A 12,604-nucleotide genomic window follows, 5' to 3' on the forward strand; every position below is an offset into this window, starting at 1 on the left:
TCACCGTTCGGGCGCCTGCGGGCGGCCCGAACGGACCTCGACCTCGGCCTCCCTAGCGGCGCGCCCCTCCTCGGCCTCCCGGCGGCGGGCGGCGTCGAGCGATTCGGTCTCCTCGCGCGGATCCGGTACCAGCAGACTGCCCGGCACCGACCGGCCGGCGGCACCGAGCTGGTTCATCTTCTTCGGCACCGGGGTGGCCTGGTACGGCAACGGCACGGGGTGGCCGTGTTCGTCGACGGGGCCGAGCGGCTGGTGGACCTCGATGAACTCGCCGTGCGGCAGGCGCTTGATGATGCCGGTCTCCACGCCGTGCTCCAGGACCTCGCGGTCGGCGCGTTGCAGGCCCAGGCAGATCCGGTAGGTCACGTAGTAGGCGATCGGCGGCGCGAGCAGAACGCCGATCCGGCCCGCCCAGGTGGTCATGTTCAGCGACAACCCGAACTGGAAGGCGATGATGTCGTTCGCCCCGGACAGCAGCACCACCAGGAAGAACGTGATGGCCATCATGCCCAGCGCGGTCCGCACCGGCGCGTCGCGCGGTCGCTGCAGCAGGTTGTGGTGCGCGGTGTCGCCGCTGAGCTTGCGCTCCAGGAACGGGTAGATGATCGCCACGGTGAACACCAGGCCCAGCCCGACGACGAGCGGGAAGAACACCGCCGGAATAATGTACGGGCCCAGGTAGACCTCCCACGGCGGCCACAACCGCCCCATGCCGTCGGTCCAGATCATGTACCAGTCGGGCTGGGAAGCCGCCGAGATCATCGAGGCCACGTAAGGGCCGAAGTTCCAGATCGCGTTGATCTGGAAGATGCCGCTCATGATCGCCAGTACGCCGGTGATGATCAGGAACAGCCCGGTGCTCTTGACCGCGAACACCGGCATGATCCGCACGCCCTCCACATTGGACTCGGTGCGCTTCGTGCCGGGGTACTGGGTGTGCTTCTGGTACCAGACGATCGCCAGGTGCGCTGCCACCAGGCCGAGGATGAGCCCGGGCAGCAGGAACACGTGGAACAGGTAGAACCGCGGGATGATCTCGGCTCCGGGGAATTCCCCGCCGAAGAGCAACCACTGCAGCCAGGTGCCGATGACCGGGACCGAGAGCACGATGCCGGAAGCGATCCGCAGCCCGGTGCCGGACAGCAGGTCGTCGGGCAGCGAGTAGCCGATGAAGCCCTCGAACATGCTCAGGAAGAACAGCAGGATGCCGATGGTCCAGTTCACCTCGCGCGGGCGGCGGAACGCGCCGGTGAAGAAGATCCGGAACATGTGCGCCACGATCGAGGCCATGAAGATCAGCGCGGCCCAATGGTGCAGTTGGCGCGCGAACAGCCCGCCGCGGACGTCGAAGGAAATGTCGAGCGTGCTCTCGAACGCCCGCGACATCGTCACGCCGCGCAGGTTGTTGAAGACGCCGTTGTAGGTCACCTCGGTCATCGACGGGTCGAAGAACCAGGCGAGGTAGGTGCCGGTGAGCACCAGGATGATGAAGCTGTAGAGCGCGAGCTCGCCGAGCAGGAACGACCAGTTCGACGGGAAGACCTTGCTGATCTGCCGCCGCAACCCGGGAGCCAGGCGGAATCGCTGGTCCGCCTCGTCCGCCTGGTCGCGGACCCTCCGGAACAGCTTGCTTTCGGGCTTGGTCGGTTGCGTCAACCTGCTCATGTCGGCTCCCGGCACCGCGTCCCGAGCCGCCGACGGGGGTCCTGTGCTGCCGATTCCGCGAACTCCCGCCGAATGGCTGGGCGAAACGACATTGCGCGGCTACGAGCGTACTGCGTCCGTGGGTCCCCGGCAGCCGTATGGGCGTCCGATCGCTCCGCCCGGCGGCACTTGTCATCTCCAGTCAGACCCGACAGCGTAGACGTCCTACGTCCTACGTCCTACGTCTTCTGTCGGGAGGCAGAGGAGTGGTATGTCCGAGCTGGTCGGCGGAGTGATCCCGCCCCCGTGTACGCCGCTGATTCCGGATTCGTGAACTCGACGTGCCATCGCTGGAGAAGCTCACCGCAGGTGTTCCTGCTCAACCACCACGTTGGGAGCGTGGTGGTTGAGGTTGGGGGAGCGGCGGTTGGAGATCGATCTCCGGGTCCGCCGTGGAGGTCCTGGGGGGAGCGCCTGGGGGGAGCGCCTGGGGGCGCCCGGGGTGGAGGGCCTGGGATGGAGGGCCTGGAGGGGTCGATCATGGGGTGGAGGGCCTGGGGGTAGGTCATGGGGAAGGGCCGTTTGGTGGCTCGTGTGGGCGGGTTGTACCCGGTTCGTATCGCTTCGGCATGTGTGGGGTTTGGTGGGTTTGGTTCGGGGTTGGGACTTTTGGCGTTCTGTTGTGGGTGGGCCATCCCCGTGTCGGTGGAGTGTGGGGGCTGCGGGCCGGAGGTCAAGCCCGGCCTTCGGCCGCCCCTTCGGGGGTGAACGGCTTGACATCCGTCCCGCAGCCCCTGTTTCGGCTTTGTGTCACGGGGATGGCCAGGAGTGGTCTGGCGGGGTGGGGCTATTGCGTTGCAGGGGGGCGGAGTACCGGGGGTGGGAGCGGTGGTGATCGCTGCATTCCGAGGTGGCCCGTGCGTGGTTTTCGGTGCTATAGCACTCGAAACCGCTCACGACAATCATGCTGGTGCTGGTGCTGGTGCTGGTGCTGGTGCTGGTGCTGGTGCTGGTGCTGGTGCTGGTGCTGGTGCCGTGCTGGTGCCGTGCTGGTGGTGAGGTGGAATGGTGCTGGGGTGTCGCCTTCGGCGTGCCCTGGTTTTTGTTGCTGTGTCGTGGTTTCCGGTGGTTTCGCTTCCGCTCGGGTTGGGTTTTTGGGCTTTGGGGCGGGTGTTTCACCTGATCAAGTGACCATAAAAGGCGTGCGAACTGGTGTGCTAATGCGGGAGAATACTTGGTATGACACCGCTGTTGAACACCCAGGATCCGGCCGTCGGCACCGCTGGTGCCCGGTCGGCGGTGTCGTGCACGGATGCCGAACTCGCCGCCCGTATCCGTGAACTGGAGGAGGGGATGCGGGTGTTGATGATGGAGCAGTTGCTGTGCATCGCCGAAGCCGACCACCGTGGTGTGTATGCCGAGTTGGGGTTCCGGTCGACGCAGGTGTGGCTGCAGGGGCTGCTCAACATCGATGCGCGTGATGCGAAAACCCGCGTCAAGGTCGCCCGCAATGTTGAGGACCGGCAGAGCTTGTATGGCGAGGTCATGCCCGCCGACCTGCCCGAGACCGCCGCGGCTTTGGCCGAGGGTGCGATCGGGTTGGAGCATGCGCGGGTGATCGTGGACGGGGTCCGTCGCCTGCCGGAGTATGCCCGCTGCCATCAGGTCGGTGAGGTCGAATCAACCCTGGCCGGGTATGCGCGGATGATGACGCCTCGTGAGCTGGAGAAGCTTGCCGAGCGCATCCGCTATCTGCTGGACCAGGACGGCGCCTACGACGACGAGGAAGACCAGCACGAGTCACGGGAGCTGCACTACACCGTTGCCCGGGACGGGATGACGGTCGTCAAAGCCCGCCTCGACCGCGAGGCCGGCGCGAAGTTCGCAGCGCTCATGCAGCCGCTGGCCGCTCCCCGTCCGGAGGTGGAGGGGGAGAAGGACCCGCGCACGGTGGGGCAGCGCAACGCCGACGGGTTCGCCGCGATCCTGGACCTGGCGCTGGATCATGACGGGGTTCCGCGCACGGGTGGGCAGCGCCCGCACCTGACGATCTCTATCGATTTCGAGGATTTGAAGAAGGGGCTCGGGTTCGTCGCCGCCGAGACCGGTATGCCCGGGACCCTCAACACCGAACGGGCCATCACCGCCGAGAACGCCCGACGGATCGCCTGCGATGCCGAGGTGTTGCCGATGGTCCTCGACGGGGACGGGCTCCCGCTGGACGTGGGCCGGGCGAAGCGGACCGCGCCCGCCCAGATCCGTGCCGCGTTGCTGCAGCGGGACGGGGTGTGCGCGTTCCCGAGGTGCGACCGGCCGCCGGGAACCCCGGAAGCACACCACCTCGCCCACTGGGCCGACGGTGGAACCACCGAGCTGAGCAACATGGTGATGCTCTGCGGTCACCACCACCGGACCCTGCACAACCAGCGATGGGAAATCACCATGCGCGGTGGGCGACCGGTGTTCATCCCACCGCCCACAGTGGACCCAAAGCGAACACCACGACCAGGCGGTAGAGCACTACCCGCCCAGCACCGCGAGTACCTCCGGGACCTCATCCCCGCGCCACGGGGCCCGGCGGGCGATTCGTGACGCCCTTCGGCGCTCTCAAGCGGTGTGCGCTTCCGACACCACCAGCGGGGTTCCCTGCATGCAGGTCGTGACCATGCCCGGCTCGATCCTGCCGCGGACCACTGCAATCACACCAGGACGCAGCTCGGGCGGTGGGTGCACCAGCAGGTACTCCCGGTCACTGGTGTTGAGGACCAGGCAGCCGAGTTCGACCCCCGTCCGCACTTCGCCGCGCAACGTCACCTCCGTTCCCGCCACCTGGGCGGCGGGCGGCGACGCGGGCGCGCTGTTCGGGGGATTCGCGGGCGGCTCGCCGCAGCCTGCCAGCGCGATGAGCGCGGAGAGTAGCGCCGGGTAGCACCAGACGGCCCGCGAAGCTGGTGGCCTCAGAAGCACAGTGCGCACGTTATGGGTGTGCCCGGGTGCGGCTCGCGTCAACCGTCCGAAGGGATCCGGGCGCGGTCGCTGTGTGAGGTATCAATGACCCCGTTGGCAATCGTGACGGGAGGGCTGATGAGCGACATGCGAGTCGCAGTGGTGACCGGGGCCGGATCCGGCGTGGGGCAGGAGATCGCGCAGGCGCTGCTCGGCGCGGGCTACCGGGTGGCGCTGGCGGGCCGGCGGCCAGAGCCGTTGGAAGAGACCGCGCAGGGCTCCGCAGCCGCCCGAGTGGCACCGACCGACGTCAGCGACCCAGAGTCGGCCGCCGCGCTGTTCGAGGGCGTGCGCGACGCGTGGGGCCGGGTCGACCTGCTGGTCAACAACGCGGGCATCTTCGGCGCCGCCGGTTCGGTCGGCGAACTGTCCTATTCGGACTGGCAGGACGTCGTGCAGGCCAACCTGACCGGCTCGTTCCTGTGCGCGCACCACGCCTTCCGGATCATGCGGGACCAGGACCCGCAGGGCGGCCGGATCCTCAACAACGGTTCCATCTCCGCGCACAGCCCGCGGCCGCGCAGCGTCGCCTACACCGCGACCAAGCACGCCATCACCGGCCTGACCAAGTCGATCTCGCTGGACGGTCGGCCCTACGGCATCGCCTGCGGACAGATCGACATCGGCAACGCGGCCACCGAGATGACCTCGGGCATCGCCACCGGCGCGGTGCAGGCGGACGGCTCGGTTCGCCCCGAACCGACCTTCGACGCCCGGCACGTCGCCGACGCCGTGCTCTACATGGCGGGCCTGCCGCTGAACACGAACGTGCAGTTCCTGACCATCACCGCTACCGCGATGCCGTTCATCGGACGAGGTTAGGACGCCAGCCAGGACTTGGCGAGCAGTTCGTAGGAGCGGACCCGGTCGGCATGGTCGTGGGTGGCTGTGGTTATCACGAGCTCGTCGGCGGCGGTGGCATCGCGCAAACTCACAAGCTTGCGCACCACCGTCTCCGGCGAGCCCACGATCTGCGTGTCCAGCCGGTCGGCGACAATTTCCCGCGCCTGGACTGTCCACGGGAACTCAGCTGCTTCGGCCGGGCTGGGGTACGGGTTCGCGCCTTCCCCGGCGCGGATGCTGTGCACCGGCCCGTACGGGGCGGCGAGCTCCCGGGCCTGCTCGTCGGTGTCGGCCACCACCACGTCCGCCGACACCACGACGTGCGGGCGGGCCAGCTTCGCGGATGCGGTGAAGTCGTCCCGGTAGGCGGCGACCGCCTCCAGCACCGTTGATGGGCTGACGTGGTAGTTCGCCGCGAACGGAAGGCCCAGCGAACCCGCCGCGGCCGAGCTCTGCCCGGCGCTGGACCCGAGGACCCAGACGTCGAGATCGGCACCTTCGACCGGCAGCGCGTGCAGCGGTTCGCCGCTGGCGGACCGGAATCCACCGTCGACGAACCGTAGGATCTGCTCGACCTGGGCTCGGTAGTCCAGCGGCGATTCCGCGGGCTCGCCGGTGCTGAGCAGCCGTTGCTGCTCCTCGATGCGCGCCACGAACCGCTCCGATCTGGCCAGCCCGCGCGGCTTGGGCGGGATCAGCAGCCCGTCCACCACCTTGGCCTCGGGCGCCGGCCCGTCGGCGGGACCGGCGAACCGGCGCACCAGCTCCCGGCCGCGCAGCAGGCCGGAGCGCCCGAGCCCAAGATCGACGCGGCCCGGGTGCAGCTGGGCGATCGTGCCGAACTGCTCGGCGACCACCAGCGGTGGGTGGTGCCCCAGCAGCACCGCCGCCGAACCCACCCGGATCCGGCTGGTCGCGCCCGCGATCAGCGCGATCAGCACCGCCGGCGCCGAGGAGGCGACGCCGCGCATGAGGTGGTGTTCGGCCACCCAGTAGCGGCGGTAGCCGAGGTGTTCGGTGCGCTGCGCGAGGTCGATGGTGTTGCGCAAGGCGTCGGCCGAGGTCTGCCCGGACGGGACGGGCGACAGGTCGAGGACGGACAGCGGGGTGGGCATCAGTGCGACCTCCAAGCCGACCTGGTCATGAGGCGGTCTTCGTGCTGCGGTGGGGGTCTGCCAGCGGCGGCAGCCCGAGGTTCTCGCGCAGCGTCGCGCCCGGGTACTCGGTGCGGTACACGCCCCGTTCCTGCAGCAGCGGGACGACGGTGTCGACGAACTCGTCGAGGCCGCCCGGGGTGAGGTGCGGGACGAGGATGAAGCCGTCGGAGGCGTCTTCCTGCACGCACCGGTTCATCGTCTCGGCCACGGTCTCCGGCGTGCCGATGAACGACTGCCGGGCGGTGACCTCGATGATCAGCTCCCGGATGGACAGCTGCTTGGCCTCGGCGAGTTCGCGCCACCGCCGGGCGATGGTGATCGGGTCGCGGTGGCGCCGGGAGCTGGCCCGCCCCTTGGTGATCGCATCGGCGCCGACCACCGGATCGAACTCGGGCAGCGGTCCGTCGGGGTCGAAGCCGCCGAGGTCGGTGTTCCAGAGCTGTTCCAGGAACCGGATGGCGGTCTGGCCGCTGACCTGCTGGTGACGGATGTGCGCGGCGCGTTCGTGGGCTTCCGCGTCGGTGTCTCCGAGCACCACGGTCGTCGCCGGGAACACCAGGAGCTCGCCGCGGGACCGGCCGTGCCGGACAAGCCTGTCCTTGACGTCCGCGTAGAACTCCTTGCCCGCCTCCAGGGTTCCGTGGCCGGTGAAGATCGCGTCGGCGGCCGAGGCGGCGAACTCGCGGCCCGCGTCGGAATCCCCTGCCTGGAAGATCACCGGTCGGCCCTGTGGGCTGCGGGGCACGTTGAAGCGGCCCGCGATGTCGAAGTGCGCGTCGCGGAGCGCGAAGGAGCCGGCCCGCGGGTCTTTCAGGAAGACCCCGGACTCCTTGTCGGCGACGATCTCGTCGCCGCGCCAGGAGTCGAAGAGCTCCCACGCGGTGCGCAGGAACCGCTCGGCGCGTTCGTAGCGCTGGTCCTCCGGCAGGAAGCCGCCGCGCCGGAAGTTCTCGCCGGTGAACGCATCCCATGACGTGACGACGTTCCAGGCCGCCCGGCCGCCGGAGAGGTGGTCGAGGCTGGCGAACTGCCGGGCCACCTCGTACGGCTCGTTGAACGTCGAGTTGATGGTGCCCGCCAGCCCGAGGTGCTCGGTGACGGCGGCCAGCCCGGCGAGTACCGTGAAGGTGTCCGGGCGGCCCACCACGTCCAGGTCGTAGATCTTCCCGGCGTGTTCGCGCAGCCGCAATCCCTCGGCGAGGAACAGGAAATCGAACTTCCCGCGCTCGGCGGTGCGAGCTAGGTGCGTGAACGAGGAGAACTCGATCTGGCTCAGCGAAGCCGGATCGCTCCATACCGTTGTGTTGTTTACGCCCGGGAAGTGCGCGGCCAGGTGAATCTGCTTGCTCACAGGTGTCCTCCGGCGGTGGCGGCATAGCGGCCGGCGGGCCGGTGCAGGCCGAACAACCCGCGCAGCGTGCCGGCCTCGTAGGCGGTGCGGAAGGCTCCGCGTCGTTGCAGCTCCGGGACCAGGCCGCGGGTGATCGCGGTGAGGTCGTGCGGGATCGCGCCGGGCCGCAACCGGAATCCGGAAAGCCCCGCCTCGGCCCAGGAGAGCAGCCGATCGGCTAGTTCGGACGCGGTGCCGGTGAACACCGGAGCGTCCGATGTGTACACCGCACCGTCGAGCTCGTCTAGCCGGTCCTTCCGCTCGGCCGCGCGTTCGCCAAGGAACACGACCAGATCGCCGAACACGTGCGGGCCGGGTCCGGAAGCCGGTTGGTCGGCGCGGATTCGGTCGGTGTTGATCCGCGCCTGCTCCGCGTCGTGCGGGGTGGTAAAGACGACGTCTGCGGCGCGGGCGGCGAACCGGTGCGCGGCGGCCTCCGAGGCCAGGGCCGTCACCAGCGGCTGGCCCTGCGGCGGACGTGGCGTGATCGACGGCCCCTTGACGTCGAACCACTTCCCGGCGAAGTCGATGTAGTGCAGCTTTTCGCGGTCGATGAACCTGCCGGTCGCGACGTCGCGGATCTCCGCGTCGTCCTCCCAGCTGTCCCACAGCCGGCGGACCACCTCGACGTAGTCGGCGGCCTCGTCGAAGAGCTCCGCGGGGTCGACCTCGCGCCGGCCGAAGTGCGCGGCCTCGGTGCGTCGGTCCGAAACCTGCACCTGCCAACCCGCGCGGCCGGCGCTGATGTAGTCCAGGCTGGCGACCGCCTTGGAGATGTGGAACGGCTCGGTGTGCGTGACGACGGCGCTGGGCACGAGGCCGATGTGCGTGGTGCGGGGCGCGACGCGAGAGGCGATCAGGCCCGCGTCGAGCCGCCCGCGCACCTGGTCGGTCCGGTCGTCCGAGCCGTCGACGAGGGTCGACTGCGGGCCGAGCGAGTCCTCGATCGTGACGAAGTCGAGCAGGCCGTGCTCGGCTTCCCGCACGACGTCGACCCAGTACCCGGCGGTGAAGAGCTCGGCAGCGCGGGCCGATTCATCCCGCCACGCGGCGGAATGCCAGCCAGCGCCGTCCAGCGCCACCGCGAGGTGCAGGTTCGGTCGTGGTGCCATCTGCAGGTCCTTCCTGCCGCGCGACGACGAATCCACAGTGGATCGTCAGCTTGGGGAGCGTTCGCGAAGCGACGCCGGGAACCGGCGGCGAACGGTGACCGGCGAATGAGGCCGGGATGATGTGCGGGGCTGCGGGAGCTCAGTGCCGCGGACAGACGGCGGAGGTGATCCGGAGGAGGTCGACATGGTCCCTGGTGACCAACTGCACCGACTGCGCCATGACATGAACGCTAGAAGCGGTGTGGGGAAGCGTCAACGGATCGCCCCGGCTGCCCACGATGTGGACGGGAAATGCTCAGCGCAGCGAGATCGTCGCGGTACCGGCGGGCAGCACCCGGCCGATCACCGGCGCGCCCGGGATCTCGCCGACCACGAGCAGACCGCCCGAGGTTTGGGCGTCGGCGAGCAACAGCAGGTCTTCTCCCGACGTCGAACCGGGATCGAGGTGAGGGAGGACCCAGTCGAGGTTCCGGCGGGTGCCGCCGCTGACGAACCCGGCCCGCACCGCGTCCCGCGCGCCGTCGAGATACGGCACGGCGGCGACGTCGATTTCGGCGGCGGTCCCGGACGCGCGCATGGTCTTGAACAGGTGACCCAGCAGACCGAACCCGGTGACGTCGGTCGCGCACACCACCCCGGCCCGCGCCGCAGCGACCGCGGCGTCGCGGTTGAGCGTCGTCATCGCCTCGATTGCCTGCTCGAAGCGTTCCCCGGTGCGCTTGTGCCGGGTGTTGAGTACGCCGAGGCCCAGCGGTTTCGTCAGCGACAGCGGCAGGCCCGGCCGCGCGGTGTCGTTGCGCAGCAATCGATCGGGGTCGACGAGGCCGGTGGCCGCCAGGCCGTACTTCGGTTCGGGGTCGTCGACGCTGTGCCCACCGCCGATGTGGCAGCCCGCCGCCCCGGCGGTATCGGAGCCGCCGCGCAGCACCTCGGCGGCCAGCTCGAACGGCAGCACATCGCGCGGCCAGCCCAGGAGGTTGACCGCGAGGATCGGAGTGCCGCCCATCGCGTACACATCGGACAGGGCGTTGGCGGCGGCGATGCGGCCCCAGTCGTAGGGATCGTCGACGACAGGTGTGAAGAAGTCCGTGGTGGCCACGATCGCGGGTCCGCCGTCGGCGCGCACCACGGCCGCGTCGTCACCGGTCTCCAGGCCGACGATCAGCTCCGAGTTCGGCCGTTCGACGGCGGGCGCCAGGGCGCTGACGATCGACTCCAGCTCGCCGGGCGGGATCTTGCAGGCGCAGCCGCCGCCGTGCGCGTACTGGGTGAGGCGAATCGGTTTGGACCCGGTCATGCCCCCATTGCAGCACGTCGGAGCCGGCTCCACAGGCGGAGACGGACGGGAATCGAACCCGCCGCACCGAGGTGCTCGGTGCCATCGGCTTTGAAGGCCGAGGGGGCCACCAGGCGCCCATACGTCTCCGCCGCCACTGTAGCCCCGCGTGCGACAGCGCACCTGCCGGTGGACGGAGTCCTTTGTGGACGAACGTCTGTGAGCTCGGCGACTTCCGGGCTGGTGCCGCGTCGGCGGTCGTAGGATGTCGGCGTGCCGTTCGCGAAGACTGCTGACCAAGCCGAGATCTATTACCAGGTGCGGGGTTTCGGCGAACCGCTGGTGCTGTTGAGCGGGCAGGCGAACACCCACCACTGGTGGGACAACGTCCACGCCGACTTCGAGGGCGACCACCAGACGTTCGTGCTGGACTACCTCGGCACCGGCGAGAGCGACAAGCCCGAGGACGCGGAGTACAACGTCCGCCGCTTCGCCGGCGATGTGATCAGCGTTCTCGACGAACTAGGCATCGCGCGGGCCCACGTCTACGGCACCTCGATGGGCGGCAAGGTCGCGCAATGGGTGGCCATCGACCACCCGGACCGGCTCGGGGCGCTGGTCCTGGGCTGCACCTCGGTCGGCGGCACCCGCGGACTCCACCCGGATGCCGCGGTCACCCGATCCCTGGCGCAACCGTCGGTCGAGGCGGCGCGCCAAGCCTTGATCGACCTGATGTACACGCCGGGATGGGTGCGGACCCATCCCGGCCCGTACGTGGTGCTCGGCGGCCGGATGCCCAACCACGCCCGGCGCGGGCACCTGCGGGCCAGCAACGGCCACGACAGCTGGGCGGAGCTGAACCGCGTGACGGCGCCGACGCTGGTGCTGCACGGCACGGACGACATCTTCAGCCCGGCGCGGAACGCGGCGATCCTCGCCGAGCGCATCCCCGGAGCTGAGGTGCACTACCTCGACGGAGCCCGCCACGCGTACTTCGAGGAGAAGCAGGCCGAGGCGTCCGGGGTAGTACTGCGGTTCCTCGCCGCGCATCCGTTGCGCTGAATCCGGCTCACTGCGGGTAGGTGTCGGGCAGCCCGAAGGAGGGGAACAGGCTGACGTCGAAGAACGTGACGGCGTGCTTGACCTTCGCGCGGTCGAATTCGAGCACCTGCAGGTGGAACGGCCGGAACACGCCGTCGGGCTGGCGCATGTAGACGCCGAAGGCGACCTGGCCGTTCGCCCGGGCCGGCAGCAGCCGCATGTCGTCCGGGCCGGCCGGGCACTTGAGGTCGACCAGCACGCCGATCTGCTCGGCGCCGCGCACCCAGTTGGTGAAGGGCGGCATCTCCCAGATCGCGTCCTCGGTGAACAACTGCACGATGCGGGAGATGTCCTTGGCTTCGAACGCCGCCACGTAGCGCTCCAGCATCTGCTGCTGTTCGGCGGTCAGCGGCTCGCGGGTGTCGTCCTCGGACGGCTTGACCTGGTCCAGCTGCGCCCGGGCGCGTTGCAGGGAGCTGTTGACCGCAGCGGTGCTGGTGCCGAGCGCTTCCGCCACTTCGGCGGCCTTCCATTTCAGCACGTCGCGGAGGATCAGCACCGCCCGCTGCCGGGCGGGCAGGTGCTGCAGGGCGGCGATGAAGGCCAACCGGGTGCTCTCCCGCGTGCTGACGATCGCCGCCGGGTCCGTGTGGTCGTCGGTGATCATGGTGTCCGGTATGGGCTCCAGCCACGGCACCTCGGGCAGCTCAACCAGCTTGTCGCGGGACGGGTCGCTGGGACCGCCCAGGCCGGTCGGCAGCGGTCGGCGCTTCCGGTTCTCCAGCGCCGTCAAGCAAGTGGTGGTGGCGATCCGGTAGAGCCAGGTGCGCAGCGACGACCGGCCCTCGAACCGGTCGTAGCCCCGCCAGGCGCGCAGGTAGGTCTCCTGCACGAGGTCCTCGGCGTCGTGCAGCGAGCCGAGCATCCGGTAGCAGTGCGCCAGCAGTTCCCGCCGGTACGGGTCGGCCTTCGCGACGAAATCGTCGGTGACCGTGGTGGTGGCCATGACTACGCCCTTTCGGCTTCCTGTGCTGCTGCTTCGGGACGCCCCGGACTGCGCCGACCGGCAGATGGGGTGTCGAAGGGCACAGTATCGGATACCACCGACAGGACGGTCCGATTCGCCGGCCAGCCA

The 12,604-nt window shown here is 69.4% G+C and carries 11 protein-coding genes and 1 tRNA gene; 4 read left to right on the forward strand and 8 right to left on the reverse strand.

Annotated features, from left to right (window positions below; translation table 11 throughout):
- Entirely contained in the window at positions 1-1,665 is a 1,665-nt protein-coding gene (qcrB, locus tag ACRXBZ_RS39915) for a cytochrome bc1 complex cytochrome b subunit (RefSeq protein WP_433883489.1), read from the reverse strand.
- A 943-nt stretch (positions 1,666-2,608) separates the two neighbouring features.
- Between qcrB and ACRXBZ_RS39920 the strand changes: the two genes are divergently transcribed.
- Together ACRXBZ_RS39920 and ACRXBZ_RS39925 are read left to right on the forward strand one after the other, a co-directional pair.
- Positions 2,609-2,827 carry a hypothetical protein gene (locus tag ACRXBZ_RS39920; RefSeq protein ID WP_433883490.1) on the forward strand — a complete coding sequence of 73 codons (219 nt, stop codon included), beginning with the start codon at positions 2,609-2,611 and terminating at the stop codon, positions 2,825-2,827.
- A gap of 56 nt (positions 2,828-2,883) precedes the next feature.
- Positions 2,884-4,236 (forward strand): HNH endonuclease signature motif containing protein, encoded by a 1,353-nt coding sequence (locus tag ACRXBZ_RS39925; protein WP_433883491.1) that lies wholly within the window; start codon positions 2,884-2,886, stop codon positions 4,234-4,236.
- Between the two features lie 15 nt (positions 4,237-4,251).
- Here ACRXBZ_RS39925 and ACRXBZ_RS39930 read toward each other — a convergent pair whose 3' ends face one another.
- Positions 4,252-4,611 carry a hypothetical protein gene (locus tag ACRXBZ_RS39930; protein ID WP_433883492.1) on the reverse strand — a complete coding sequence of 120 codons (360 nt, stop codon included), beginning with the start codon at positions 4,609-4,611 and terminating at the stop codon, positions 4,252-4,254.
- A gap of 117 nt (positions 4,612-4,728) precedes the next feature.
- Between ACRXBZ_RS39930 and ACRXBZ_RS39935 the strand changes: the two genes are divergently transcribed.
- On the forward strand, positions 4,729-5,472 hold the full coding sequence (locus ACRXBZ_RS39935) for an SDR family oxidoreductase (RefSeq protein WP_433883493.1): 744 nt from the start codon (positions 4,729-4,731) through the stop codon (positions 5,470-5,472).
- On the opposite strand, the gene ACRXBZ_RS39940 is transcribed toward ACRXBZ_RS39935, so the two are convergent.
- The 5 genes from ACRXBZ_RS39940 to ACRXBZ_RS39960 all read right to left on the reverse strand — a co-directional run bounded on the left by ACRXBZ_RS39940 (position 5,469) and on the right by ACRXBZ_RS39960 (position 10,578).
- A complete protein-coding gene (locus ACRXBZ_RS39940; protein WP_433883494.1) occupies positions 5,469-6,608 on the reverse strand; it encodes an MsnO8 family LLM class oxidoreductase in 1,140 nt (379 codons plus the stop codon). The two genes, ACRXBZ_RS39935 and ACRXBZ_RS39940, sit on opposite strands and share 4 nt — an antisense overlap.
- A 25-nt stretch (positions 6,609-6,633) precedes the next feature.
- A complete protein-coding gene (locus tag ACRXBZ_RS39945) occupies positions 6,634-8,001 on the reverse strand; it encodes an NtaA/DmoA family FMN-dependent monooxygenase (RefSeq protein ID WP_433883495.1) in 1,368 nt (455 codons plus the stop codon).
- On the reverse strand, positions 7,998-9,152 hold the full coding sequence (locus ACRXBZ_RS39950) for an LLM class flavin-dependent oxidoreductase (protein WP_433883496.1): 1,155 nt from the start codon (positions 9,150-9,152) through the stop codon (positions 7,998-8,000). Before ACRXBZ_RS39950 ends, ACRXBZ_RS39945 begins: the two co-directional genes overlap by 4 nt.
- A gap of 295 nt (positions 9,153-9,447) precedes the next feature.
- Entirely contained in the window at positions 9,448-10,449 is a 1,002-nt protein-coding gene (gene selD / locus ACRXBZ_RS39955; RefSeq protein ID WP_433883497.1) for a selenide, water dikinase SelD, read from the reverse strand.
- A 36-nt stretch (positions 10,450-10,485) separates the two neighbouring features.
- A tRNA-Sec gene (locus tag ACRXBZ_RS39960) sits at positions 10,486-10,578 on the reverse strand.
- 123 nt (positions 10,579-10,701) lie between these two features.
- On the opposite strand from ACRXBZ_RS39960, the gene ACRXBZ_RS39965 reads away from it, so the two are divergent.
- Positions 10,702-11,490, forward strand: coding sequence for an alpha/beta fold hydrolase (locus tag ACRXBZ_RS39965; protein ID WP_433883498.1), 789 nt, complete (start codon positions 10,702-10,704; stop codon positions 11,488-11,490).
- Between the two features lie 7 nt (positions 11,491-11,497).
- Here ACRXBZ_RS39965 and ACRXBZ_RS39970 read toward each other — a convergent pair whose 3' ends face one another.
- The gene (locus ACRXBZ_RS39970) at positions 11,498-12,475 is read right to left on the reverse strand and encodes a sigma-70 family RNA polymerase sigma factor (RefSeq protein ID WP_433883499.1); all 978 of its coding nucleotides are present in this window, start codon (positions 12,473-12,475) and stop codon (positions 11,498-11,500) included.
- Positions 12,476-12,604: the final 129 nt, after the last annotated feature.

Source organism: Saccharopolyspora hattusasensis, from assembly GCF_050972075.1.
GTDB classification, from domain to species: Bacteria; Actinomycetota; Actinomycetes; order Mycobacteriales; family Pseudonocardiaceae; genus Saccharopolyspora; species Saccharopolyspora hattusasensis.